The sequence below is a fragment of the Sphingomonas sp. RIT328 genome, assembly GCF_000632225.1.
GTDB classification, from domain to species: Bacteria; Pseudomonadota; Alphaproteobacteria; order Sphingomonadales; family Sphingomonadaceae; genus Sphingomonas; species Sphingomonas kyungheensis.
This window is the reverse complement of record NZ_JFYV01000011.1, coordinates 68,650-94,414: the sequence shown is the minus strand read 5'-3', so window position 1 is coordinate 94,414 and position 25,765 is coordinate 68,650. Positions and strand designations below refer to the sequence as shown.

Genomic DNA, 25,765 nt, shown 5'->3' with positions numbered 1-25,765 from the left:
GTCGGTGCGGACGCGGGTGAAGGCGCAGGCGAGGGCGCGGCGGCGGCGGTGGCGATCGGCGCGGGCGGATCGTCCCCGCGCACGGCCGCGGCCAGCGCCTCGGCGAGCAGCGGCGTCGCCGGGATGATCGGAATCGCCGCATCGGTGGCGGCGGCGTGCGGGCGGCGGGGTCGGCGGGCGCGCGCCGCGACCGTATCGACCGCCGTCGTCGCGGGCGATTCCGGTTCGGCCGCGGGGGTCGCCGGCACGTCGATGACGCGGTGCGGCGGCGTCGGCGCATCGCTGCTGCCGTGATGACCGACGACGAAGCCGACCCCCGCGGTCGCCGCGATGCCGAGCGACACCGCCACCGAGGTCGAGGCGCGGCGCGACGTCTTGATCCGCTGCAAGGTCGGCAGATCCGCCTCTTCGGCGGGCGGCGCCGGGCGGGACCCGTCGCGGCCGAGACCGAGGATCGCGTCGATGCTCGCGTCGAGCCGCTTGTCGTTGAAGCCGGATGACATCAGCCGTGCTGCGCCAGCGGCGGGGCGTCGGTGGCATCCTCCGCGGGGAGCATCAGTTCGGGCAGCAGCGTCGTGTGCAGCATCCAGCGCTCGTCTCCCTCGATGCCGATCGCGGTCAGCTGGTTGGTGCGATAGGCGCCGGTATCGATGCCGATCCGGTTGTTGCGCACCACCGGACGATGTTCCGACACGGTATGGCCGTGGACGACAATCATGCCGTGCGGGCGATCCGAATCGAGGAAGTCGTCGGTGATCCACAGCATGTCCTCCGCCTTCTGGCGGCGCAGCGACACGCCGGGGCGGATGCCGGCATGGACGAACAGATAGGCGCCGTGGCGATGATAGAGCGGCAGGCGCGCGAGCCACTGGATCGCCTCCTCGCCGACGGTCGCGGCGGCGGTGCGCAGCTTGTCCATCGTCGGCGGGCCGTCGAGCACCGCATCCTCGACGCCCCAGCTCAGCAAGGTCTCGCGCCCGCCGAACTTGAGCCACTGGCGATAGGCGTACAGGCTGCCACCGAGCGCATCCGCCATCATCTCCTCGTGATTGCCCTTGAGGACGATGAAACGATCGGTTGCGGCAGTAAGGTTCATGCAGCCGCGCACCATCTTCGCCGAATCGGGACCGCGGTCGACGATGTCGCCGAGCAGGATCATCCGCGTCGGCACCGCCGTGCGGCTCGCCTGGTCGCGCTCGATGATGTTCATCAGCCGGCGGAACAGGTCGTAGCGGCCGTGGACGTCGCCGATCGCATAGACCCGGGTCACATCATCGCCGTCGGGGCCGGGGTCAGCGGGCATCGCGCCTCCGTAGATCGAGCGACAGCGACAGGCCGGCCGAGGCCGCCGCCGCGCCGCGCGACAGGCCGACGGTGGCGAAGCCGGTGGCGCGCAGCGGCGTGCCGCGCAGCCGCGTCGAGGCGCCGGCGAACAGCTCGTGCGCATCGTCGACCAGCCGCGTCGCGGCGCGCGAATAATGATAGGAGGCGAGCAGGAAGCTGTTGCTGTCGAGCGCATAGGAGGCGCCCGCCGAGGCCGCCGGTCCGTCGCGCAGCCGGTAGAGCGCGGTATCGCCGAGGAAGCGATAGCTGAACGCCGCAAACGGCGTCACCTTGCCGATCGGATAGGAGACGTCGACGCCGGCGGCATAATCATTCTCGCCGCTCGACAGGCGGCTGCTCGCGGTCGCGGTGTTGATCTTGGCGCGGCCGGAGAGCTGCACCTCGAGCGGGGTCGAATCGGAGATGATCGTATAGCTCGCGCCGAGCGTCAGATCGCCGAAGCCCTGGTTGGTGCGGCGGACCGGCGCGGTATCGGGGGCGACGAGGATCGGTGTCGAATCGATCCCGGTGAAGATCGTCGAGCGGCTGCGGATGCGCATCCACGGCAGCGAGGCGGACAGCGTCCAGTCGCCGACCCGCAGCCGCGCGCCGAGCGCCGAACTCCAGATCGAGGTGGTCGAGCCGGTGCCGAACTTGCCCTGCGCGTAGATCGTGCCGAGCGAGAGGTCGGCGGTGGTGTCGTCGGCGCGCATCCGCTCCATCGCCTGCGGCACGCTGCTCGGCGACACGGTCGAGGTGCCGCTCGACGGGGACAGAGGCGCGGCGACGTCGAAGCGGATCGGCTGCGCCGTGACGCCCGCCCGTCCGTCCTGTGCCGCTGCCGCCTGGCTCGCCGCGAGTGCGGCGATGGCGGAGCCCAAGCGTATCGCCCGCTGCCTCATATCGATCTCCCTGTCCGGGAGACGTATCATGAATCGGTTATGGTTAATCGATAATTTGCGTTGTTCCGGAGGATATTAGCCGATCTGCGTCTCCGCTCGGCGCAGCATCGCGTCGGCGAGCGCCTGGACCCGCGCGAAGGCCGCCTCCGCCCCGGCGACGACGCGCGCCTCGCCCGCCGCGTCGAGCGGCACCGCGTCGAGCGCGGCGGTGAAGGCGCGCCAATAGGCGGCGGGCCCCGCCGCCGCCGGGGCGAGATGGCGCGCGCCGAACGTATCGGACAGGCCGAGCCGCGCCGCCGCCTTGCGCAGCAGCGCCGCCCCCATCCGCGATCCTTCCGCGACATAGAGCCAGCCGAGCGCGGTGGCGGGATCGACGGTCCCTGCCGCGGGGAAGAGCGGCGCCGCGCCGTCGGGCAGCGCGCTGTCGAGGTCGGCGAGGTCCTGACGCAGCGCAGGCAGGTGGCGTCGCTCGGCGAGACCGGGCAGCCAGGCCTGTACCGCCGGATCGGTATAGAGCGCGTCGATGTCGCGATGGAACAGCCACTGCATCGTGGCGAAGCGCGCATAGGCCGCGCGCGTCGCGAAGCTGCCGACCCCCGATACGGTGGTATCGAGCCACTGGTGCGTCGCCTCGGTCAGCGCCTTGAGCCGCCTGGCGCGGCCGGGGGCGGGTTCGGTCATCATCGTCTCCGTCAGGAAGAGGGGGGCGTCGTCGAGACGGGCAGCTCGATCGTGCACAACAGTCCGTCCGTCTCAAGCACGAAGCGGGTCTCGGCGTCGAGCTGATAGGGCAGGGCGCGTTCGATCAGGTCGCGGCCCTGGCCGCTGCCCTGCGCGGTGGCGGAAGGGTCGGCGGGCATCACCACCGCCGACTCGCGCCAGACGATCGACAGGCGCGGCGCGCCGTCGGCAGCGGTGACGAGCGACCAGCGCACGGTGAGATGCGCCTGCGGCTGGCCGAGCGCGCCATATTTGACCGCATTGGTGGCGAGCTCGTGCAGCGCCATCGCGACCATCTGCACCGATGACGAGCGCAGCCGGATGCCGGCGGGACCGTCGAGCACGATCCGGTCGGAGACGCCGGCGATCACCGACAATTCGCCGCGCAGCAGTTCGTCGAAACACACCCGGTCGACATCCTGCAGCCGCGACAGCAGTTTCTGGACACGCGCCAGCGCATCGAGCCGGTCGATGAAGCGCGCGCGAAAATCGGGCAGGTCGCGGCTCGACCGCGCGGTGCGATCGGCGATCGAGCGGACGAGGTTGATCAGGTTGCGCGTGCGATGCTGCAATTCGGCGACGAGCATCTCGAGCCGTTCCGAATTGGTGATCGCATCGGTGACGTCGACGCTGATCCCGCCGATCCGCTCGACCAGCTCGCCGCCGCTGCTCAGCGCGAAGACGGTGTCGTGGATCCAGCGCAACTCGCCGTCGGGGCGGCGGATGCGATAGGTGCAGGTGCGCTGCTCGCCCGCCGTCGCGCGGCGGATCGCCTCGAATGCGACCGCGCGATCCTCGGCGACGACCAACGTCGACCAGGGCGGGGCCTCCTCGCCGCCCGGCGGCAGGCCGTAGAGCGGGGCGAAGGCGGCACTGGCATATTCGAGCCGCAGCGTCGTCGCCTCCCGCACCCACAATGCGTTGGACGAGGCATCGCCGAACTGGCGGAAGCGCGTCTCGCTCTCCTGCAAGGCCCGTTCGATCGACAGCCGCTGGGTGAGATCGACGGTGACGACGAGCAGATGACCGGGCCGGTCGTGGACGTCCGCCATCGGCGTGACGGTGCTGTTCGCCCAGATCAGCTCACCGTTCGGGCGGACATAGCGTTTGTCGAGCACCGCGGGTTGCCGTGCGGTGATCGCATGGGCGAGCGCGCGGCGTGAGGCCGGCAGATCGTCCGGATGGGTGACGTCGACTACGGTGCAGCCGAGCAGATCGGTTTCGCTGCGGCCGAGGATCCGGCACAGTTCCTGATTGACGCTCAGGAAGGCGCCGTCGGACCCGATCACCGACAGGCCGACCGAGGCATAAGCGAAGATCGCATCGAGCCGCGTCGCATGGTCCGCCGCGCGCAAGGCTTCGGCCCGCTGCGCGGTGACGTCGCGCTGCACCGACAGCCAGGCGGTGATCGTGCCGGCGGCGTCGCGGATCGGGTCGATCGTCCAGTCGACGACATAGCGGCTGCCGTCCTTGCGATAATTGACGCCTTCGCCCTTGAAGCTCGCCCCGGCGACGAGCGCGGCGCGGATCTCGGCGAGCACCGCGCGATCGGTGTCGGCGCCTTGCAGCAGCCGCGGCGTCGCCCCGATCAGCTCGTCGTCGGCATAACCGCTCAGCACTTGCATCGCCGGATTGGCGTAGAGGATCGTCGGGCCGGGCGATTCGATACGGGCGTCGGTGATCAGGATCGCATGCGTGGCGGCGGCGAGCGCCGCCCAGGCATCGGGCGGTCCAAAGGCGGAAATGGCGCGTTGGTCGTTGATCTTTCGGCCTTTCCTTCGAAGGCACCCGCCTTAGCCACGCCACGCCGGCGAATCCAGTTCACCGCGGCGTCCGCCGGTCCCGGTGAAAGCGCTTGACGGATCGATGCGGGAATAGCGTTTAGTCGCGGCATGACGCTCCAACTGCTTCTGGTCGAAGACGATGCCGCTTATGCCGCGGCGCTGGCCGACGAACTGCGCGGCATCGGCCATACGGTGACGGTCGCCGGCGACGGCCGCGCGGCGCTGACCGCGATGAACGAGGCGGCGTTCGATGCGGTGATCCTCGACCGGATGATGCCGCGGCTCGACGGCATGTCGGTGTTGCAGACGCTGCGCAGCGGCGGGATGACGCTGCCGGTGATCATGCTCACCGCGCTGTCGGCGTCGCAGGACAAGGTCGAGGGGCTGGAGGCGGGCGCCGACGATTATGTCGTCAAGCCGGTCGCGGCGTCGGAACTGCAGGCACGGCTGACCGCGATCCTGCGCGGGCGCGGCTGGACCGCGTCGAGCGCCGACACGTTGCAGGCGGGCGATATCGTCGTCAGCCCGACGACGTTCCGGGCATGGCGCCGCGGCCGGCCGATCGACCTCGCCAAGCTCGAACTCAAGCTGCTGATCGAGCTGGTGCGCAACGCCGATGCGGTGCTGACCCGCGCGATGCTGATCGAGCGAGTCTGGGGCTATGACTTCATGCCCGACACCAATCTGGTCGACGTCCATATCCGCCGGTTGCGCCGCAAGCTGACCGAGGGCGGCGACGACGATCCGATCCAGACGCTGCGCGGCATCGGCTATATGCTGCGCGGATGAAGCCCGGCCTGCGGTCGCTGACGGTCGGCTTCCTCGCCGCCTTCCTCGTCGCGACGGCGGGGACCGGTTATGCGACCTATCGGCTGACGATCGGCACGATCACCGATCTGGTCGATCGCCGGATCGAGAACGTCAGCGCGCTCGTCGCCGCCGACGGCGCGCGGGACGGCGCACCGGTGCTGCTCGCGCGGATCGATGCGCTCGCCGGGCGGCGCGATACCGGCGATATCGGTTTCCAGCTGACCGATGCGGCGGGGCGGCGGCTCGGCGGCAACGTCACGCTGACCCGGCGGTTCTCGCCCGGCTACAGCGACGTGCGGCGGCTCGACCGGATCCAGGGGCTGACCGCGGGGCGCGCCTTCACCCGCCGGGTCGGCGACGGGCTGACGCTGACCACCATCGCCGAAACCGAACCGTTCGACGGCTATGGCGGCGTGAGGCTGCGCATCTATCTGTTCGGCTACGGGCTGATCCTCGTCGTCGTGCTGGGCGGGCTGATCGTCTTCGGCCGGACGATCGCGCGGCGCTTTGCGGCGACGCGGCGGACGGTGGAGGCGATCATCGCCGGCGACATGCAGCGGCGGGTGCCGGTGACGGGGGCGCAGGACGAGTTCGATTCGCAGGCGCAGGCGTTCAACCGGATGCTCGATCGCATCGCCGAGCTGATGGCGGGGCTGCGCAACGTCTCGAACGACGTCGCGCACGACCTGCGGACGCCGCTCGCGCGGCTGCGCAGCCGGCTGACGACGATCGCGGCGGGCGCCGCGCCGGAGACGGCGGTGGCGATCGACCAGGCGATCGGCGAATGCGATTCGCTGCTCGCGATGGTGGCGGCGATGCTGCGGATCGCGGAGATCGAGACGGGACGGCGCACCGCCGGCTTCGCCGCCACCGACCTGACGATGCTGATCGGCGAGATCGGCGAGACGCTCGCGCCGGTGGCGGAGGAGAGCGGGCATCGGCTGGTCGTCGAAACCGCGCGCCCGGCGTGGATCGTCGGTGATGCGCGGCTGATCGAACAGGCGCTGATCAACGGCGTCGAAAACGCGCTGCGGCACACGCCGGCCGGGTCTCGGATCGTGATGGGGACCGCGATCGTCGGCGATCGCGCCGTGGTGCGGATCGCCGACGATGGGCCGGGGATACCGGCGGAGCAGCGCGCGCTGGCGCTGCGGCGGTTCGGGCGGCTCGAAGCGAGCCGCCAGCGGCCCGGCCACGGCCTGGGCCTGCCGCTGATCGCCGCGATCATGCGGCTGCACGGCGGCGAATTGCACCTCGCGGATGGCGAGCCCGGGCTGGTGCTCGGGCTCGCCTTTCCGCGCGATGCGGACGATCAGAAGCGGACGGTCGCTTCGAGGCCGTAGGTGCGCGGCGGGTTGAAGTTGGCATAATCGCCGAGGATGCCGCCATAGTTGGTCGAGACGAGCTGGCCGTTGGCGCCGTAATTGTACACCGGCGACGAATTGGCCGACGAACGCCGGTAGATGTAGGTCGTGTCGAGCAGATTGCGCACCCAGAAGGCGAACGTCACCTTGTTGTGATCCGACACCGCGATATCGGCGAGCGACAGACGGCCGTTCATGATGAAGCTGGCGTCGGTCTTGGTCGGTTCGAGCTGGAAGCTGTACTGGCTGCTCGCATAATTGCCGTCGAGGTGGAAGCGGACGGTGGCGTCGCCGTTGCCGACCGGCACCTTATAGTCGATCGCACCCGACGCGGCGTTGCGCGGCGTGTAGACGATGTAGAGCTGCTGCGCCGGCGCGCCGGGGGTCAGAGGGTTCACCGCCGACGGTGCCTTCCAATAGGTATAGGCGTAGGACCCGGTCAGCGTCAGGCCATCGACTGGTGCCACGGTCAGGTCGGCCTCGATGCCGCGGATCTTGCTCTTGCCGGCGTTGATCGTCTGTTCGATGTGGGTGCCCAGCGTCGGGCTCGAGCCGTTGGTGTCGTAATAGTCGAAGTCGAACTGCGTGCCCGACCGGTTCATGATGTAGCCCGCCAGGTTCAGGCGCGCCTTGTGGTTCCAGAAGTCCATCTTGGAGCCGATCTCATACGACTTGACCGCTTCCGGACCGAAGGCGTTGAACGCGAGCGAGCGGTCGTTGGCGCCGCCGGCGCGGAAGCCGGTGGCATATTTGGCGTAGAGGTGGACGTCCGGCGTCGCATCGAACGCGACGTTGACCATCGGGTCGAAGCGGCTGATGCTGTTGCGGAACCCGAACGGCGACACCGTGCCCGGGGTGGCCAGGTCGGCACGGTTGTTGACGACGTAGAGCGTGCCGTGGCGCTTGTCCTTGGTCCAGCGACCGCCGAGCGTGACGTGCAGCACGTCGTCGAGCGCCGCCGGCGTGAAGGTCAGATTGCCGAACAGCGAGTAATTGTGATCGCTCGCCTGGCTGGCGCGGGTGATGAACTGGCAGCTGTTGGCGAATTGCGGCACCGTCGTCGCAAGCGTGTTGTTGCACGACGGATCATACTGCTGATAGCCCGAATTGCTGCTGCTGATCGCATTGGCATTGCCGGGGATCGGACTGCGGATGGTATAGGCCGTGCCGTTGGTGTTCCACAGGTTGCTGAGCGGCGTCGCGGCATATTCGGTCGCATGTTCGGTGTAATAATACGCACCGACGACGTAATCGAGCTGCGGCACGCTGCCGACCGCCTGCAATTCCTGGCTGAACTGGTGCTGGCGCAGGAACGACAGGCTGTAGCGGCTGAACGCCGAGCTCGGCGTGAACGTCTGACGCTCCGGACCACCCGAATTGTCCCACTGGTCGGTGCTGACGCCGCGCCATGCGGTGATCGAGCGCAGCTCGACCGCCGGGGCGACGCTGTAGCGCAGGTTTGACGAGACGCCGTGCGTGATGTCGACGCTGGGCTGCTGCGGCACGCCGACGTCGGCGACCGTCTGGCGATCGGGGTGGACGCCGACCAGCGGCGCCTTGGGCGCGATGCAGACGGGCTTGGTGTTGCCCGCAGCAATGGTGCCGCCGCACGGGGTGGTCGTGCCCGGCAGGACCAGCGACAGGCCGTTGTACGCGCCGACGGTATAGTTGTTGGGATTGTAGCTGATCAGCTGGCTGTACTGCGGCGTGTTCTCGTCCTTCGCATAATCATAGGCGAAGTCGGCGGTGAGGCCGTCGACCGGCTTCCAGCGCGCGGCGATGCGGCCGCCCTTGCGATCGTAATAGTTCCAGCCGGTCGAACCGGTGAGCGGATCCTTCACGGTCGGGTCCTGATGCTGGATGACGCCGTCCAGCTTCAGCGCGATATTGGCGAAGGACGGCAGGTCGAGGTGCGCGTCGGTATTGTAGCTGCCGTAATTGCCGACGCCGCCGGTGACGCGGCCACCGAACTGGCCGGTCGGCGCCTTAGAGACGAGCGACAGCGCGCCGCCTTCGGTGTTGCGGCCGAACAGCGTGCCCTGCGGGCCCTTCAGCACCTCGATCCGCTCGATGTCGAACAGCGCCGCGTTGAGGCCCTGCGTCTTACCCAGCGCGACGCCATCGATATAGACGCCGACACCGCCGTCGCGGGCGGTCTGGTTCTGGTCGTAGGGGACGATGCCGCGGATACCGATGGTCAGCGCCGACTGGCGCGCTTCGAAGGTCGCGACGCGCAGCGACGGAATGGTGCCGTCGGCGAGGTTGAACAGGCTGAGGACGTGGCGGTCCTGCAGGCCCTGCGTGGTGAGCACGCTGATCGAGATCGGCGTCTTCTGCAAATTGGTCTCGCGCCGCGTCGCGGTGACGACGATGTCCTGCAACTGGCCGCCGCCGGTGTCCGGATCGGGATCGGCGACGACGCTGGGCGCCGCGGCGGGATCGCCCGCGGTGGTCGACTGCGTCTGCGCCAGCGCGGGTGCGGTGCCGCCGAGCACCAGCAATGCGGCCCCGGTCAGCAGATAGCTACGGGCGTGGGTAACCTTGGACATGCGACGTCCCCCTGATCTCGTTTGTTGGATGATCCGGGCCGTTAGAGCTGTCCTGCGTAGTCTCCGTGACCGTTCGGTGACGCCGTTAGAATGGTAGTTTCATCTTGCGTTCATTTAGCGAGATCACCGGGCGCTGCCGTGTCGTGCGGGAAGGGCTGCAACGGCAACACCCTGCCGGCGACGACGAAATAGACGTCGTGCATCACCGCCGCGACCTGCTGGTGCAGCCGCCCGGCGGCGTCGCGGAAGGCGCGGCCGAGCGGGTGGTCGGGGACGATGCCGAGCCCGACCTCGTTGCTGACCACGAACACCGGCCGGCGGGTCGCGGCGAGCGCGGCGCAGAGCGCCTCGCCCTGCGCGGCGAGGTCATGCCCGCCGAGCATGACGTTGCTCAGCCACAAGGTGAGGCAATCGACCAGGATCGCGCCCTCGTGGATGGCGGCGATCGCCTGCGGCAGCGCGACCGGGCAGTCGATCGTCCGCCAGCGATCGTCGCGATCGGCGCGGTGGCGGGCGATCCGCTCTGCCATCTCGTCGTCATGCGCCTCGGCGGTGGCGAGATAGTGGAGCGGGCCGGCGGACCGCTCCGCCGCGGCCTGCGCCAGCCGGCTCTTGCCCGAGCGTGCACCGCCGAGGAACAGCGTCTTGGCTGCGATCATCTTGCCTTCATCTCCGCATCGGCCTAGGGGCGCCGACACGACAGGTTCCCAGAGATGGGATGAAAAGGGAACCCGGAAGCGAGCGTGACGCTCGTCATCCGGGGCTGTCCCCGCAACTGTGACCGGCGAGTCCTGCTCCCCGCGTGCCACTGGATCGGAGCGATCCGGGAAGGCCGGGCAGGGTGACGACCCGGAAGCCAGGAGACCTGCCTGTCGCGGTTGTCCTTCGTGCGGACGGGGTGTTCCGGGCGATCGAGGGTTTCCTCGCGTGACGACGGTGTTGGGGGCGCGCGACGGACCGGTTCCGGCGATGAGCGGCGCGTGCCTCCGTTGTTGCGAACGGGGGGAAACCATCGTGAAGACCTATGCCTGCCTGATCCTGTTGCCGTGCCTCGCGGCAACCCCGCCTGCCCTTGCCCAATCGGCGCAGGCGACCGGCGACCTCGCGCGTGCCGCCGCCGCGGGCGACGACATCATCGTCACCGCCAATCGCGCCGCCCGCCCCGCCGATACCGTCGGCCAGGCGGTGACGGTGCTCGACACCGCGACGATCACGCAGCGGCAGGCGGTGGTCGTCTCCGACCTGCTGCGCCAGACCCCCGGCGTCACCGTGGTGCGCAACGGCGGCGTCGGCACCGCCACCTCGGTCAACATCCGCGGTGCGGAGAGCGACCAGACCGTGGCGCTGATCGACGGCATCAAGCTCAACGATCCGTCGTCGCCGGGCGGCGGCTTCGATTTCGGCGGGCTGCTGATCGGCAACATCGCCCGGATCGAGGTGCTGCGCGGCGCGCAGTCGGTGCTGTGGGGCAGCCAGGCGATCGGCGGCGTCGTCAACCTCATCACCCGCCAGCCGACCGAGCAGCTGTCGGTCAATGCGCGCGCCGAGGGCGGCTGGCACGGGACCGGCCAGGGCTTCGCCAACGTGTCGGGCAAGATGGGGCCGGTCGCGGCGAGCCTCGGCGGCGGCTATTACACCACCGACGGGATCTCGGCCTATGCGCCCGGCACGGAGCGCGACGGCTATCGCAACTATGCCGCCAACGGCAGCCTCGGCATCACGCTCGCGCCGAACGTCTCGGTCGACCTGCGCGGTTTCTACTCGAACGGCCGCACCGACATCGACGGCTTCCCGCCGCCGACGTTCAGCTTCGGCGACACGCGCGAATATGGCACGAGCGAGCGCTGGACCGGCTATGGTGGCCTTAACGCCGCCTTGTTCGACGGCCGCTTCCGCAACCGCCTCGGCTATGCGCATACCGACAGCAACCGCCACAATTACGATCCCGACGGCGATCCGCGCGAGACCTTCGCCGGCAAGGGGCGCAACGACCGGATCGAATATCAGGGTGCGGTCGACCTGACCCAGGCGGTGTTCGCGACCTTCGGCGCGGAGCGCGAGGTGTCGCGCTTCACCACCTCGAGCTATGGCGGCACGCCGACGGTGGGCCGGGCGCGCATCTTCAGCGTCTATGGCCAGCTGGCGGTGACGCCGATCGCCGGACTGACCGCGACCGGCGGCATCCGCCACGACGATCACAATATCTTCGGCGGCGCGACGACGGTATCGGGCAGCGGTGTCTGGTCGCCCAACGACGGCAAGACCGCCTTCCGCGCCAGCTATTCGGAAGGCTTCAAGGCACCGACCCTGTACCAGCTGCAGAGCGAATACGGGAATGCCGCGCTCCGGCCGGAACGGTCGCGCGGCTGGGACGCGGGCGTGACGCAGAAGGCGCTCGACGGCGCGATCGAGGCGAGCGCGACCTATTTCCGGCGCACCTCCTTCGACCTGATCAACTTCGTCTCCTGTGCCGAACCGCTGACCGGCATCTGCGTCGACCGGCCGTTCGGGACCTATGACAATGTCGCGCGCAGCCGGGCGCAGGGCGTCGAGTTCGCGCTGACGCTGCGCCCGGTCGAGGCGCTGACCTTCAGCGCCGCCTATACCTATCTCGACGCGACCAACCGCTCGACGGGCACCGCCAATTTCGGCCGGGCGCTCGCCCGCCGGCCCGACAACAGCGTCACGGTCAACGCCGACTATCGCTGGGCGTTCGGTCTGACCACCGGCGCGACGATCACCGCGGTCGGCGACAGTTTCGACAATGCCACCAACACCCGGCGGCTCGACGGCTATGTCCTCACCGACGTGCGCGCCGCCTTCCCGGTGTTCGCGCATCTCGAAGTCTATGGCCGGATCGAGAACCTGTTCGACGTGCGCTACCAGACCATCTACCAATATGGCCAGCCGGGCCGCGCCGCGTTCGGCGGCATCCGCCTGACCTATTGAACCGATGCGCGACGTCGCCGCTTTTGCCGAATTCACCGCGCACGGCGGGCGGGTGGCGGCGGCGCGTGCGCGCTTCGGCGGCGACGACTGGATCGACCTGTCGACCGGCATCGCGCCGTGGAGCTGGCCGGTGACGGGGCCGCTCGGGCTCGAGCGGCTGCCCGAGCCGGCGGCGATCGCCGCGCTGGAGACGGCGGCGGCGGCGGCGTTCGGCGTCGCCGATCCGGCGCGGGTGGTCGCGGTGCCGGGCAGCGATCTGGCGATGCGGCTGCTCGCCCCGATCCTCGCCGCGGAACGGCCGGCGGTGCGCACGCCGGGCTATGCCGGGCATCGCGCCGCCTGGCCCGATGCCGAGCCGGTCGCGGACGAACCGGGTGACCACGATTTGTTCGTGCTGGCCAGCCCCGCCAATCCCGATGGCCGCCTGCTCGATGCCGCGACGGCGGAGCGGCTCGCCGCGGCGATGACATTGGTCGTCGACGAGGCCTATGCCGATCCCGCGCCCGGCCTCGCGCCGCGTGCGTCGGACCGGCTGATCGTGTTGCGGTCGTTCGGCAAATTCTACGGTCTGCCCGGCCTGCGGCTCGGCTTCGTGATCGCCGGCGATCGCGTCGCGGCGGCGCTCCGCGCGACGCTCGGCGACTGGCCGGTATCGTCGGCGGGAATCGCGATCGGTACCGCCGCCTATCATGACCGCGCCTGGCAGCAGGCGCAGCAGCAGCGCATCGTCGCGGCGGGCGCGGCGCTCGATGCGCTTTTCGCCGCGGCGGGGCTGGCCTGCGTCGGCCGGGCGCCGCTGTTCCGGCTGATCGCCTGCGACGATGCGGCGGCGCTGTTCGCGACGCTCGCCGATCATGCTATCCTGACCCGTCCCTTCGCCGATCGCGCCGACCGGTTGCGCATCGGCCTGCCGCCGCCTGCCGCCGCGGCGCGCCTCGCCGCCGCCTTCGAGGAGTTTCGCCGATGACCGTCCCGCCGCCCGACGACCACGCCCGGCACAATGCGCGGATGGAGCGGGTCGCCGCCGCCCGCGCCAAGATGCAGGCGCGCCGCACGCTCGAACGCGGGCTGCTGATCGTCCACACCGGCAACGGCAAGGGCAAGTCGTCCTCCGCCTTCGGCATGGCGATCCGCAGCATCGGCTGGGGGATGAGGGTCGCCATCCTGCAATATGTGAAGGGCAAGTGGGAGACGGGCGAGCGCAACTTCTTCGAGGCGCATCCCGATCTCGCCACCTTCGAGGTGATGGGCGAGGGCTTCACCTGGGACACGCAGGATCGCGCGCGCGACATCGCCGCGGCGGCGGCGGCGTGGGAGCGGTCGAAGGCGATGATCCTCGATCCGGACGTCGAATTCGTCATCCTCGACGAACTCAACATCGTGCTGCGCGACGGCACGCTCGGCATCGCGCCGGTGGTCGACTTTCTCAAAGACCGCCCGCTGACCAAGCATATCTGCATCACCGGGCGGCATGCCCGCCCCGAATTGCTGGCAATCGCCGATCTGGTCACCGACTTCACCGAGGTCCGCCACCCGTACAATGCCGGGTTCAAGGCGCAGAAGGGCGTCGAATATTGATCCGGGCGCTCGCCCTCGTCGCGGCGGTGGTGCCGCTCGCCTCGGCGACGCTGCCGCGCGCGCCGCGGATCGTCTCGATCAATCCGTGCGTCGACGCGGTGCTGATGCACGTCGCCGACCCGCGCCAGATCGCCGGGATCAGCCATTATTCGCAGGATCCGCGCGCGACCTCGATCCCGCTCGCGCAGGCGCGGCGTTTCAAGGCGACGTCGGGGACGGCGGAGGAGGTGGTGGCGCTCGCCCCCGATCTGGTGCTCACCGGCGCGCATGTCGCGCCGGCGACGATCGCCGCGCTGACCCGGATGAAGATCCGCATCGTCCAGTACCCGGTGCCCGACACCGTCGAGGAGAGCGAGGCGCAGGTGCGCGACATCGCCCGCGTCGTCGGCCATGCCGCGCGCGGCGAGGCGCTGGCGGGCCGGATCGCGGCGGCGGCGCGGCCGGCGGCGGTGACGCCGGTGCCGGCGCTGATCTGGCAATCGGGCGGGCTGGTGCCGGGCACCGGGACCTTGCCCGCCGACCTGCTGCGCCGTGCCGGCTTTCGCGACATGAGCGCGGTCTACGGCCTCAAGAAATGGGACGTGCTGCCGCTCGAATATCTCGTCGCCCGGCCGCCGCGCGTGCTGCTGTCGACCGCCGCGGCGGACGTCGGCGAGGACCGGATGACCTCGCATCCCGCCGTCCGGCAGCTGGCGCGGCGGATCACCGTCGCTGCCTATCCGACGTGGCTGATGAATTGCGGCGGGCCGACGATCATCGCCGCGATGGCGCGGCTGCGAGAGGTGCGGCAGGGAGTGGGGGCATGACGCGGCTCAACATCGGTCTGATCGTCGCGCTGCTGTGCGTCGCGGCGCTGTCGGTCGCGGCGGGCAAGGTGTGGGTGCCGTGGGACGCCTGGACCGCCGCCGATCCGCGATCGATCATCATCGTCCAGCTGCGCCTGCCGCGCACCGTGCTCGCGCTGCTCGTCGGCGCGGCGCTCGGCCTGGCGGGGGCGGTGATGCAGGGTTATCTGCGCAACCCGCTCGCCGATCCGGGGCTGTTCGGCGTGTCGACCGGCGCAGCGTTCGGCGCGGTGCTCGCGCTGTTCTTCGGCTATGCCGCGCAATTGTGGCTGCTGCCCGGCTTCGCGCTGATCGGCGCCGGGCTGACGATGGCGCTGCTCGCGGTGATCGCGGGGCGCTCGGGCAGCCTGATCCTGTTCACGCTCGCCGGCATGATCCTGACCAGCATCTTCGGCTCGCTGACCAGCCTTGCGATCAGCCTCGCGCCGACGCCGTTCGTCTCGTCGCAGATCGTCACCTGGCTGCTCGGCGCGCTGACCGACCGCAGCTGGGACGACGTCAGGATCGCCGCGCCGCTGATCGCGCTCGGCGCAGGCCTGCTGTTCACCACCGGGCGCGCGCTCGACGCGCTGACGCTCGGCGAGCAGGCGGCGCGGTCGATGGGGGTCGATCCGGTGCGGTTGCAGCGCGTCGTCATCGCCGGGGTCGCGCTGACCGTCGGTGCGTCGGTGGCGGCGGCGGGGCAGATCGGCTTCGTCGGGCTGATCGTCCCCCATATGGTGCGGCCGTTCGCCGGCCATCGCCCGTCGGCGACGCTGCTGCCCGCCGCGCTCGGCGGCGCGCTGCTGCTGACGCTTGCCGATGCGCTGGTGCGCATCCTGCCGACGGTGAGCGAGTTGCGGCTCGGCATCGCCATGTCGATGCTCGGCGGGCCGTTCTTCCTCTACCTGCTCATCGGCATGCGGCGGAGGCTGGCATGAGCGGATTGATCGCCGACGGAATCGGCCTGACGCTCGGCGCGACGCGCGTGCTCGACGCCGTCAGCCATGCGTTCCGGCGCGGGCGGGTGACGGTGCTGCTCGGCGCCAACGGGGCGGGCAAGAGCAGCCTGCTCGCCTGCCTCGCCGCGCTGCGCGTGCCCGACCAGGGCGCGGCGCGGCTCGACGGCGTCGCCGTGCAGGCGCTCGACCGGCGGGTGCGCGCGCGCGCGATCGGCCTGCTGCCGCAGGCGGCGGACGTGCATTGGGACATCGACGTCGAGACGCTGGTCGGGCTCGGCCGGCTGCCGCATCGCGGCCGCTGGGGCGAGACCGAGGCGGATCGCGCCGCGGTGGCGCGGGCGCTCGCCGCGACCGACATGACCGGCTTCGCGCGGCGCGGCGTCGAGCGGCTGTCGGGCGGCGAACGCGGCCGCGCGCTGCTCGCCCGCGTGCTCGCCGGCGAACCCGACTGGCTGCTCGCCGACGAACCGCTCGCCAGCCTCGACCCCGCCCACCAGCTCGACGTGCTGGCGCGGCTGCGCAGCGTCGCCGATGCGGGCAGCGGTGTGATCCTGGTGCTGCACGATCTCCACCTTGCCGCGCGGATCGCCGACGATGCGGTGCTGCTTCGCCACGGCCGCGTCGTCGCGGCGGGCGCAGCGGAGGCGGTGCTGACCGCGCCGCTGCTCGAACAGGCGTTCGGCGTCGCGGTCGAGATCGGCATCACCCCCGCGGGGCAGCGCTTTATCCTGCCGATCGCCCGGTGACGCATGCGCCGGCGCTGCTCGCGATGCTGATCGTCGAGGCGGTGTGCGGCTATCCGGCGCGCTGGCCGCATCCGGTGATGGCGGCAGGCGCGCTGATCGACTTTGTCGAGCGACGCTGGAACCGCGGCGCGGCGGGGCGGCGGCGGATCGCCGGGGTCGCGCTGGTCACGCTGCTGGTCGGCCTGTCGGCGCTGATCGGCACGGCGATCGAGCGGCTGGCGGATGGTGTCGGGGGCTGGGGCCTGCTCCTCGTCGTGGCGGTCGGGACGACGGGGCTGGCGCAGCGCAGCCTCTACGATCATGTCGCGGCGGTCCGCGCGCCGCTCGCCGCGGGCGATCTGGTCGCGGCGCGCCGGGCGGTGGCGATGATCGTCGGGCGCGATACGGACGGCCTCGACGAGGCGGGCGTCGCGGTCGCGGCGATCGAGAGCCTTGCGGAGAGCTTCTGCGATGCGGTGATCGCGCCGGCCTGCTGGTTCCTGCTGCTCGGCCTGCCCGGCCTGTTCGCCGCCAAGGCGATCAACACCGCCGATTCGATGATCGGCCACCGCACGCCGCGTCACGCCGCCTTCGGCTGGGCGGCGGCGCGCGCCGACGACGCCGTCAACTGGCTGCCGGCGCGGCTGGCGGGCGTGCTGATCGGCGTTGCCGGCGGCGGCGGCTGGCGGACGATGGCACGGGATGCGCGGCATCACGCCTCGCCCAACGGCGGCTGGCCCGAAGCGGCGATGGCGGGGGCGCTCGGCCGGCGGCTCGGCGGGCCGGTCAGCTATGACGGCGAGCCGGCGGCGCGCACTTGGCTGGGGCAGGGGCGCGCGCCCGATGCCGCCGATCTGACGCGCGCGCTGCGCATCTACGGCATGGCCTGCCTGCTGTTCTGGATGCTGATCGGAGGGCTGGCATGGCGGCGGTGATGCTGCAGGGCACCGGCTCCGACGTCGGCAAGTCGGTGCTCGTCGCCGGCCTGTGCCGGGCGCTCGCCAATCGCGGCCTGACCGTCCGCCCGTTCAAGCCGCAGAACATGTCGAACAACGCCGCGGTCACCGCCGACGGCGGCGAGATCGGCCGCGCGCAGGCGTTGCAGGCGATCGCCGCGCGCGTCGCCCCCAGCGTCGACATGAACCCGGTGCTGCTCAAGCCGCAGAGCGACCGGACGTCGCAGCTCGTCGTCGCCGGCCGCTCGCAGGGGACGCTTGCCGCGGGCGACTATTGGCGGCGCAAGCCCGATCTGCTCGGTGACGTCTGCGCCGCCTACCGCCGGCTCGCCGCGCAAGCCGATATCGTCGTCGTCGAGGGCGCGGGATCGCCTGCCGAGATCAACCTGCGCCGCAACGACATCGCCAATATGGGCTTCGCCCGCGCCGCCGGGGTGCCGGTGGTGCTGGTCGGCGATATCGACCGCGGCGGAGTGATCGCATCGCTGGTCGGCACGCAGGCGGTGATCGATCCCGACGATGCGGCGATGATCCACGGCTTCCTCGTCAACAAATTCCGCGGCGACCCGACGCTGTTCGACGACGGCCTCGCCGCGATCGCGGACCGCACCGGCTGGCCGAGCCTCGGCCTCGTGCCGTGGCTGGCGGAGGCGGCGCTGTTGCCGGCGGAGGATGCGGTGGCGCTCGGCCGCGGCGCGGCGGGCGGCGGCGTCACGGTGGCGGTGCCGATGCTGTCGCGCATCGCCAATTTCGACGATTGCGATGCGCTCGCGCACGAAGCGGGGATCGATCTGCGGATGATCCCGCCGGGCACGCCGCTGCCGGGCGATGCCGCCTTGGTCGTGCTGCCGGGCAGCAAGGCGACGATCGCCGACCTCGCCTTCCTGCGCGCGCAGGGGTGGGACGTCGATCTTGCCGCGCATGTCCGCCGCGGCGGGCGCGTGCTGGGGATTTGCGGCGGCTATCAGATGCTCGGCCGGACGATCGCCGACCCGCTCGGTATCGAGGGGCCGGCGGAGACGGTCGCCGGGCTCGGCCTGCTGCCGGTCGATACGGTGATCGATGCGGACAAGCGCGTCCGGCCGGTCGCGGGACGGTTCGCGGACGGCGGCGCGGCCTTCGCCGGCTATGAGATCCACGCCGGGGTGACGCGCGTCGCTGCCGGCACCGCGCCGCTGCTGCGCTTCGCCGACGGGGCGGACGACGGTGCGGTGGTCGCCGATGGGCGGATCGCCGGCTGCTACGTCCACGGCCTGTTCGACCGCGCCGAGGCGCGCGCGCACCTGCTCGCACCGCTCGGCGTCGCTTCGGACGGGCTCGACCGGCGCGAGGCGATCGACGCGGCGCTCGATCGAATTGCCGCTACATTGGAACGGTCGATGGCAATCGACGCCCTGATCATTTTGGCAAGGACCGCCCGATGACCGAAGACGATGTTCGCGCCCATCTCGACGCGCTCGCCAAGCCGCGTCGCAGCCTCGGCCGGCTGGAGGATATCGCCGTATCGCTCGCGCTGACCCAGCACCGGCTCGATCCGCGCACCCGGCCGCGGCGGATCGTGCTGTTCGCCGGCGATCACGGCTGCGTCGCCGATGGCGTCTCCGCCTGGCCCTCGGCGGTGACGGGCATGATGGTGGCGACGATCCTCGCCGGCCGCGCGACGAGCAGCGCGCTCGCCGCGACGCACGGGTGCGACCTGCGGCTGGTCGACGTCGGCGTGGCGAGCGCCAGGCCGGTCGCGCCGCCGCCCTTCTTCCGCGATGCGCGCGTCGCCGACGGGACGGTCAGTCTCGCGCATGACGCGGCGATGACGGCGGCGCAGTTCGACGCGGCGTGGCGCGTCGGCGTCGAGGAGGCGCAGGCCGCGGTGGCGGACGGCGCGGCGCTGCTGATCGCGGGCGAGATGGGGATCGGCAACACCACCCCCGCCGCGGCGCTGACCACCTTGCTGACCGGCCTGTCGCCGGTCGAGGCGGTCGGTGCCGGCGCCGGCGCCGATGCCGCGATCGTCGTGACCAAGGCCTGTGTCGTCACCGCGGCGGTGGCGCGGGCGACACCGTTGCTCGGCCACGACGACCGCGCCGCGATCGCATCGGTGGCAGGCTATGAGATTGCGGCGATGGCGGGATTCTTCGCGGAGGGCGCGGCGCGCGGCGCGACGCTGCTGCTCGACGGCTATGTCGCCACTGCGGCGGCGCTGGTCGCCGCGCATCTCGCGCCGGGCAGCGAGCGGGCGATGATCGCCGGTCACCTCTCGGTCGAGCCGGGCCATGGCGCAGCGCTCGCGCAGCTTGGCCTGACGCCGATGCTCGACTGGGGGATGCGGCTCGGCGAAGGGAGCGGCGCACTGGTCGCGCTGCCGCTGGTCGACGCCGCGGCGGCGCTGCTCGCCGATGTCGCGCGGCTCGACGCGATCGGCGCCGAGCGCGCCGATTGAGCCGCGCGCCGGCCTGGGCGCCGCCGCTGCTCGCGGTGCAGTTCCTCACCCGCCTGCCGGTGCCGGGGCTGGCGCGGCTGAGTGCGGCGGCGGCGGCGGACGGCTTCGCGCGGGCGATGGCGTGGCTGCCGTTGGTCGGCGCGGCGATCGGACTGGTCACCGCCACGGTGTTCACGGCGAGCGCGATGCTGTGGCCGCCGGTGATCGCGGCGCTGCTCGCGCTCGTCGTCGAAGCACTGCTGACCGGCGCGCTGCACGAGGATGCGGTCGCCGATTTCTGCGACGCGTTCGGCGGCCATGCCCGCGGTGAAGAGGCGCTCCGCATCCTGCGCGACAGCCGGATCGGCAGCTATGGGGCGCTCGGGCTCGGCCTGACCGTCGCGCTGCGCTGCGCCGCGATCGTTGCCCTGCCGCCGGCGCTGGCGGTGGCGGCGATCGTCGCGGCGGCGACACTGGGGCGGCTGTGGGCGGTGCTGCTTGCCGCGATCCTGCCGCCGGTCGGCGCGGGGACGGCGGCGCGGACCGGCGGGGTGCCGCCGCGGCGGGCGCTGCTCGCGCTGCTGGCGAGCGTGCCCGGCGTCGCGCCGCTCGCCTGGTCGATGCCGACGGCGGTGGCGATCCAGGCCGCGGTCGCGCTGGTGCTGCTGCCCGCGCTCGCCCGCTTCCTACGGCGGCGGATCGGCGGCAGCACCGGTGACGGCCTCGGCTTCGCGGTTGCGATCGGCCAACTCGCGCTGCTGCTCGGCGTCGCGGCGCGATGAGCGGCGAGGTGCTGCTCGTCCGCCATCCGCCGGTGGCGCAGCATTGGGCGGGGCGCTGCTACGGCCGCTCCGACATGGGATGGAGCCGCGCCGGCGCCGCGCTCGCCCGGCGGCTGGCGGCGGAGCTGGCGGTCGAGACGTTCGATGCCATCGTCCATTCGGGCATGATCCGCACCCGGCGACTCGCCGGCTGGGTGGCGCGGCGCGGCGGCGGAGCGACGATCGCCGATCCGCGCTGGGTAGAACGCGATTTCGGCAGCTGGGAAGGTCGGTCGTGGGATGCGATCTGGCGGGAGACGGGCGATCTGATGGACCGGATGATGACCGATCCGCACGGCTTCCGCCCCGGCGGCGGCGAGACCGGTGGCGAGCTGTCGCGGCGCGCGCTCGCGGCGTGGGACGCGCTGCCGCAGGGCGGGCGGGTGCTGGTGGTGACGCATGGCGGCCCGATCGCGGCGATCGGCACCCATGTCGCCGGCCGTCCGCTCGAACGGATGATCGAGGCGGTGCCGGCGTGCGGCGCGATCGTGCGCCTGCCGCGCGACGCTTGCAGCGGCGGCGGCAGGCGCTAGCATAGGTCATCCCTTCTGTCGGAGATCCACATGCGCGCATCCGTCCTGCTGTTGTCCACGCTCGCCCTGCTGCCGATCGGCGTCCAGGCGCAGCAGCAGCCGGCGGGGGACATCCCTTCGCATTTCAAGCTGGTCGACACCGCCAACGATTATATCAAGCGCGAAGTGATGATCCCGATGCGCGACGGGACCAAGCTCTACACGGTGATCGTCATCCCCAAGGGCGCGACCAACGCGCCCATCGTGCTGACCCGCACGCCGTATAATGCCAAGGCGCGCGCCAACCGCAGCGACAGCGCGTCGATGCTGGCGACGCTGCCGCTCGCCGACGAGATCTTCGTGGAGGGCGGCTATATCCGCGTCTATCAGGACATCCGCGGCAAATACGGCTCGGAGGGCGATTACGTCGTGACGCGGCCGGTGATCGGGCCGCTCAACCCGACCAAGGTGGATCACGTCACCGACGCCTATGACACGATCGACTGGCTGGTGAACAAGGCGAACCTGCCGCAGTCGAACGGCCGCGTCGGCATGATCGGATCGTCCTACGAAGGCTTTACCGTGGTGATGGCGCTGCTCACGCCGCACCCCGCGCTCAAGGTCGCCGCGCCGGAAAGCCCGATGATCGACGGCTGGATGGGCGACGACTGGTTCCATTACGGCGCCTTCCGCCTCGCCAACATCGCCTGGCTCGGCGGACAGACCGGTTACAAGGGCGGCGGCACGGTGCCGCCGACCGGCGGCTGGGACGATTACGACAATTTCCGCGAGGTCGGTTCGGCGGGCGACTGGGCGAAGAAGTCGGGCTACGACCAATTGCCCTATTGGACGCGGATGTCGCAGCATCCGGCCTATGATTCCTTCTGGCAGGGTCAGGCGCTCGACAAGCTGCTTGCCGCCAACCCCTCCAACGTCCCGACAATCTGGGAACAGGGTCTGTGGGATCAGGAGGATATGTACGGCGCGATCACCGCCTGGGAAGCGCTGAAGGCGAAGGGCAAGGCGGGCAACAATTATCTGGTGATGGGGCCGTGGCGGCACAGCCAGGTCAATCGCGAGGGCCGCAGCCTCGGGCCGTTCCAGTGGGACGGCGACACCGCCGCGCAATTCCGCGAGCAGATGGTGCTGCCGTTGTTCGACCAGTATCTGAAGGACGGCCCGCCCGCCAATCTGCCGCAGGCGGCGATCTACAATACCGGCGAGAACCACTGGGACCGGCTGGCGCAATGGCCGCTCGCCTGCGAGACGGGCTGCGCCGCGCCGCTCAAGCCGATCTATTTGCAGGCGGACGGCGGCCTCGGCTTCGCCAAGGGCGCGGCGGGCGGCGACAGCTATGTCTCCGATCCCGCCAAGCCGGTGCCGCACCTGCCGCGCCCGGTCAATTTCAAGGACGGCCGCTGGGGCGACTGGCTGGTCAGCGACCAGCGCGGCTCGGACGGGCGGACCGACGTGATGACCTATTCGACGCCGGTGCTGACCGAGGCGATGCGCGTCTCCGGCGCGCCAATCGCCGATCTCTATGCCGCGACGACCGGCACCGACGGCGATTTCGTCGTCAAGGTGATCGACGTCTATCCGGCGGAGAATGCCACCGATCCGAAGATGGGCGGATACCAGCTGCCGATCAGCCTCGACATCTTCCGCGGCCGCTACCGCGACAGCTTCGCGCATCCGAGCGCGATTCCGGCCAACAGGGTGCAGCATTATCGCTTCCGGCTGCCGACGGTGAACCACGTCTTCCAGCCGGGGCATCGCGTGATGGTGCAGGTCCAGTCGAGCCTGTTCCCGCTCTACGACCGCAATCCGCAGACCTATGTGCCGAACATCTTCTTCGCCAAGCCGGCCGACTATCGCAAGGCGACGGTGACGCTGCGCCGCGGCGGCGCGACGCCGAGCGCGGTGCTGCTGCCGGTGGTGCCGGTGGCGCAGCAATAGGCGCCGCGAGCAAAGCGCCTCCGCGCCTCCGCGTCGATCATCGTCTCGCGTGTCGGGAGACCGCATCGGTGTTTCGCGCAGAGGCGCAGAGGCGCAGAGGACGCAGAGGGGATAGGTTTATGGCGGCGCGCTGCGGCTATAGCGGCGGGTCGGGTTCGAGAACGCCGCAGCCTCGATCCGTCATGCCCGGTTCGTTCTGGCATCGACGGTGTCTCATGAGCCTGAGCGGTCGAGCCTGCGGAACGGTGGACCCCGCAATCAGTAAGGAGTGACGGCAGCTTCGAGGCGACGTCCCGAAGTTCAAAGATCTCGCGCGGTTACTGCCACCCCTCTGCCTTCTCCGCGCCTCTGCGCGAACCCAGCTCAGCCGTCGACCCGCGGCAGAACGATCTCGAACACCGCCGCCCGCGCCTCGGCCAGCGCGATCGTCCCGCCGCTCGCCTCGATCAGCGAGCGGGCGATGGCGAGGCCGAGGCCGGTGCCGCCGCTGCTGCGACGGGTGGTGAAGAAGGGCTCGAACAGGCGGGCGACGTCGCCGGGCGCGATGCCGGGGCCATCGTCTGCGATCCGCAGCGTCACCGTCGTCGCGGTCGACGCGCCGGTCACCGTGGCGGCGGACGCGCCCGCCTGCCGGCTGTTCTCGAACAGCGTCGCGAGCGCATGTTCGAGCGTGGCCGCGGGCACCGCGACGGCGGGCGGCGGCGCGGACCAGGCGATCGCGATGCTGAAACCGGTGCTGCGATAGGCGTCGGCGGTACGCGCGACCACCGGGAGCGGGTCGGTCGCCGCCGCGACGGGCGCCGCCATATCGGCGCGCGCCAGTTCGAGCAGCCGCGTCACCAGCAGCGCGAGCCGCCCGGCATCGGCATCGGCATTGGCGAGGAAGCGGCTGCGGTCCGCCGCGGCCATGTCGGCATGATCCTGCATCAGCTCGATCGCGCCGCGGATGCCGGCGAGCGGCGTCTTGAACTCGTGGCTCATCGCATAGGCGAAGTCGCGCAGATAGCGCGACCGCCGCTCGATCGCCGCACTCATCGCCGCGAAATCGGCGTAGAGACCCTGGATCTCGATCGCCGCGGTCGGCGGTACGTCGGGGATCGCGCCGCGACCGCTTGCCACCGCGCGCGTCGCCCGGCCGAGCCGTTCGATCGGCCGCGTCACCCCGCGCGAGATCACCCCGCTCAGCACGATCAGCAGGGCGAAGATCGCCGCGACGCCAATCGCGATCTTGCCGCGATCCTCGTAGAGACCGCGGAACAGCGCCCGCGCCGAGCGCGACAGCAGCAGCACGCCGACCACCCGCCCGCCGACGACGATCGGGCGCGCATGATGGACGCGGATCGCCGCGGCGCGCGACAGCCATTCGAACCGATAGACGGCGCGATAGGCGCCGTTGCGGCGCAGCACGGTAGACGGTCGCCCCGCCAGCGCGGCCGCGACCTCCGGCAGCTGTGCGTAGCTGCCGCGCGCCGCGCTGCCGGCGACGATCTGGCCGCGATCGTCGAGCAGCACGATGCCGGCGAGCGTCGTCCTCTGCGTCGCACGCAGGATCGGCGCGAGGCGGGGCGCGACGATGCGGGCGTCGGCGGCGACCGTGCCCGCCGGGGCCGGGGACGGACGTTCGGGCAGGATCGGCGTCTGGCTGAGATCGACGCCCCCGCCGGGCGGCACGATCCGCCGCGGATAGAGCCGGCCGTCGCCGCCCGGCCATTGCGCCGCCGCGGCGGCCGCGAGCGCCGCGCCCTGCGCGACCAGCTCCGCCTCGGTCTGGCGGACGAGGGTATTTTCGTAGACGCGCAGGAAGACCGCGCCGAAGCCGGGCAGCGCCGCGACGAAGAACAGGGTCGCGAACAGGATGGTGCGCAGCCGCAACCGCGGCCAGCGGCGCTTCGCCCACTCCTTGGCGCGCGCGATCACGCGGTGCCGCAGGCGCCGAGCCGATAGCCGATGCCGGCGCGCGTCTCGATCAGGTCGTCGCCGCCCGCGGCGGCAAATTTGTGGCGCAGGTTGCGGATATGGCTGTCGATCGTCCGGTCGGTGACGGCGAAGCCCGGGCCGTGCAGCCGATCGATGATCGCATCGCGGCTGAACACCTTGGCGGGCATCGAGGCGAGCAGCCGCAGGATTGAGAATTCGGTGACGGTAAGCCCGACCTCCTGCCCCGCCCACAGCGCGCGCCAGCCGTCGAGATCGAGCCGCAGCCGGCCGTGGGCGAGGCTGCGTCCGTCCTCCAGCGCGGGCGGGCGTGCGGCGGTGCGGCGCAGGATCGCCATCACCCGCGCCACCACCTCGCGGGGCGAAAAGGGTTTGACGACGTAGTCGTCGCCGCCGAGCTCGATGCCGAGGATGCGGTCGATCTCCTCGTCACGGCTCGACAGGAAGAGGATCGGCACGTCGCTGCCGGCGCGCAGCCGGCGGCACACCTCCAGCCCGTCGAGCCGCGGCATGTTGATGTCGAGGATGACGAGGGCGGGGGCGTGGCTGCCGGCAAGCGCCAGCGCCGCCTCGCCGTCGCCGGCCTCGATCGTGTCGAGGCCGGCCTTCTGCAGGGCGAAGACGAGCAACTGGCGGATATGGGGATCGTCGTCGACGACGAGGACGGTGCGCGGCATCG

22 protein-coding genes, 1 pseudogene and 1 riboswitch are annotated in these 25,765 nt (G+C 71.0%); of the genes and pseudogenes, 14 read left to right on the top strand and 9 right to left on the bottom strand.

Translation table 11 applies throughout. From position 1 onward, the window contains the following. The 5 genes and pseudogenes from BW41_RS06335 to BW41_RS06315 all read right to left on the bottom strand — a co-directional run. Positions 1–503: pseudogene (locus BW41_RS06335) on the bottom strand (hypothetical protein); the annotation flags it as partial. Further along, a complete protein-coding gene (locus BW41_RS06330; RefSeq protein WP_051583304.1) occupies positions 503–1,303 on the bottom strand; it encodes a metallophosphoesterase family protein in 801 nt (266 codons plus the stop codon). The gene BW41_RS06330 and the pseudogene BW41_RS06335, both read right to left, overlap by 1 nt. Then, a complete protein-coding gene (locus tag BW41_RS20895) occupies positions 1,293–2,204 on the bottom strand; it encodes a transporter (protein WP_037532586.1) in 912 nt (303 codons plus the stop codon). The genes BW41_RS06330 and BW41_RS20895 overlap by 11 nt, the downstream gene beginning before the upstream one ends. Positions 2,205–2,300: 96 nt before the next feature. Next, a complete protein-coding gene (locus tag BW41_RS06320; protein ID WP_037532584.1) occupies positions 2,301–2,906 on the bottom strand; it encodes a biliverdin-producing heme oxygenase in 606 nt (201 codons plus the stop codon). Positions 2,907–2,917: 11 nt separating this feature from the next. Then, positions 2,918–4,591: a PAS domain S-box protein gene (locus tag BW41_RS06315; RefSeq protein ID WP_268747109.1), complete on the bottom strand. Its 1,674-nt coding sequence runs from the start codon at positions 4,589–4,591 to the stop codon at positions 2,918–2,920. Positions 4,592–4,837: 246 nt separating this feature from the next. Between BW41_RS06315 and BW41_RS06310 the strand changes: the two genes are divergently transcribed. Together BW41_RS06310 and BW41_RS06305 are read left to right on the top strand one after the other, a co-directional pair. Then, a complete protein-coding gene (locus BW41_RS06310; RefSeq protein ID WP_037532582.1) occupies positions 4,838–5,518 on the top strand; it encodes a response regulator transcription factor in 681 nt (226 codons plus the stop codon). Then, entirely contained in the window at positions 5,515–6,882 is a 1,368-nt protein-coding gene (locus tag BW41_RS06305) for a sensor histidine kinase (protein WP_051583302.1), read from the top strand. The genes BW41_RS06310 and BW41_RS06305 overlap by 4 nt, the downstream gene beginning before the upstream one ends. Here BW41_RS06305 and BW41_RS06300 read toward each other — a convergent pair. Together BW41_RS06300 and cobU are read right to left on the bottom strand one after the other, a co-directional pair. Beyond that, the gene (locus tag BW41_RS06300) at positions 6,852–9,452 is read right to left on the bottom strand and encodes a TonB-dependent receptor (RefSeq protein ID WP_037532580.1); all 2,601 of its coding nucleotides are present in this window, start codon (positions 9,450–9,452) and stop codon (positions 6,852–6,854) included. The two genes, BW41_RS06305 and BW41_RS06300, sit on opposite strands and share 31 nt — an antisense overlap. A 110-nt stretch (positions 9,453–9,562) precedes the next feature. Beyond that, a complete protein-coding gene (cobU, locus tag BW41_RS06295; RefSeq protein WP_051583308.1) occupies positions 9,563–10,108 on the bottom strand; it encodes a bifunctional adenosylcobinamide kinase/adenosylcobinamide-phosphate guanylyltransferase in 546 nt (181 codons plus the stop codon). Positions 10,109–10,136: 28 nt separating this feature from the next. Then, positions 10,137–10,339, top strand: a riboswitch (cobalamin riboswitch). Positions 10,340–10,466: 127 nt separating this feature from the next. Here cobU and BW41_RS06290 point away from each other — a divergent pair. The 12 genes from BW41_RS06290 to BW41_RS06235 are packed head-to-tail and all read left to right on the top strand — an operon-like array spanning position 10,467 to position 23,151. Continuing rightward, positions 10,467–12,401: a TonB-dependent receptor plug domain-containing protein gene (locus BW41_RS06290; protein ID WP_037532577.1), complete on the top strand. Its 1,935-nt coding sequence runs from the start codon at positions 10,467–10,469 to the stop codon at positions 12,399–12,401. Between the two features lie 4 nt (positions 12,402–12,405). Next, the gene (locus tag BW41_RS06285) at positions 12,406–13,368 is read left to right on the top strand and encodes an aminotransferase class I/II-fold pyridoxal phosphate-dependent enzyme (protein ID WP_037532575.1); all 963 of its coding nucleotides are present in this window, start codon (positions 12,406–12,408) and stop codon (positions 13,366–13,368) included. Further along, entirely contained in the window at positions 13,365–13,979 is a 615-nt protein-coding gene (cobO, locus tag BW41_RS06280; RefSeq protein WP_037532571.1) for a cob(I)yrinic acid a,c-diamide adenosyltransferase, read from the top strand. The genes BW41_RS06285 and cobO overlap by 4 nt, the downstream gene beginning before the upstream one ends. Next, positions 13,976–14,785: an ABC transporter substrate-binding protein gene (locus BW41_RS06275; RefSeq protein ID WP_037532569.1), complete on the top strand. Its 810-nt coding sequence runs from the start codon at positions 13,976–13,978 to the stop codon at positions 14,783–14,785. The genes cobO and BW41_RS06275 overlap by 4 nt, the downstream gene beginning before the upstream one ends. After that, the gene (locus BW41_RS06270) at positions 14,782–15,744 is read left to right on the top strand and encodes a FecCD family ABC transporter permease (protein ID WP_037532567.1); all 963 of its coding nucleotides are present in this window, start codon (positions 14,782–14,784) and stop codon (positions 15,742–15,744) included. The genes BW41_RS06275 and BW41_RS06270 overlap by 4 nt, the downstream gene beginning before the upstream one ends. Beyond that, the gene (locus tag BW41_RS06265) at positions 15,741–16,511 is read left to right on the top strand and encodes an ABC transporter ATP-binding protein (protein ID WP_037532565.1); all 771 of its coding nucleotides are present in this window, start codon (positions 15,741–15,743) and stop codon (positions 16,509–16,511) included. The genes BW41_RS06270 and BW41_RS06265 overlap by 4 nt, the downstream gene beginning before the upstream one ends. Next, a complete protein-coding gene (cbiB, locus tag BW41_RS06260) occupies positions 16,508–17,425 on the top strand; it encodes an adenosylcobinamide-phosphate synthase CbiB (protein ID WP_235199655.1) in 918 nt (305 codons plus the stop codon). Before BW41_RS06265 ends, cbiB begins: the two co-directional genes overlap by 4 nt. Beyond that, the gene (locus BW41_RS06255) at positions 17,413–18,870 is read left to right on the top strand and encodes a cobyric acid synthase (protein ID WP_037532562.1); all 1,458 of its coding nucleotides are present in this window, start codon (positions 17,413–17,415) and stop codon (positions 18,868–18,870) included. The genes cbiB and BW41_RS06255 overlap by 13 nt, the downstream gene beginning before the upstream one ends. Next, complete coding sequence (gene cobT, locus BW41_RS06250) at positions 18,867–19,883, top strand: nicotinate-nucleotide--dimethylbenzimidazole phosphoribosyltransferase (protein WP_037532559.1); 1,017 nt, start codon at positions 18,867–18,869, stop codon at positions 19,881–19,883. Before BW41_RS06255 ends, cobT begins: the two co-directional genes overlap by 4 nt. Continuing rightward, the gene (locus BW41_RS06245) at positions 19,880–20,644 is read left to right on the top strand and encodes an adenosylcobinamide-GDP ribazoletransferase (protein ID WP_037532556.1); all 765 of its coding nucleotides are present in this window, start codon (positions 19,880–19,882) and stop codon (positions 20,642–20,644) included. The genes cobT and BW41_RS06245 overlap by 4 nt, the downstream gene beginning before the upstream one ends. Then, entirely contained in the window at positions 20,641–21,216 is a 576-nt protein-coding gene (locus BW41_RS06240) for a histidine phosphatase family protein (protein ID WP_037532553.1), read from the top strand. The genes BW41_RS06245 and BW41_RS06240 overlap by 4 nt, the downstream gene beginning before the upstream one ends. A gap of 30 nt (positions 21,217–21,246) precedes the next feature. Next, positions 21,247–23,151, top strand: coding sequence for a CocE/NonD family hydrolase (locus BW41_RS06235; RefSeq protein ID WP_037532550.1), 1,905 nt, complete (start codon positions 21,247–21,249; stop codon positions 23,149–23,151). Between the two features lie 363 nt (positions 23,152–23,514). On the opposite strand, the gene BW41_RS06230 is transcribed toward BW41_RS06235, so the two are convergent. Next, positions 23,515–25,068, bottom strand: a complete 1,554-nt coding sequence (locus BW41_RS06230; RefSeq protein ID WP_037532548.1) for a sensor histidine kinase — start codon at positions 25,066–25,068, stop codon at positions 23,515–23,517. Continuing rightward, positions 25,065–25,763 (bottom strand): response regulator transcription factor, encoded by a 699-nt coding sequence (locus BW41_RS06225; RefSeq protein ID WP_037532544.1) that lies wholly within the window; start codon positions 25,761–25,763, stop codon positions 25,065–25,067. Before BW41_RS06225 ends, BW41_RS06230 begins: the two co-directional genes overlap by 4 nt. Positions 25,764–25,765 lie beyond the last annotated feature (2 nt).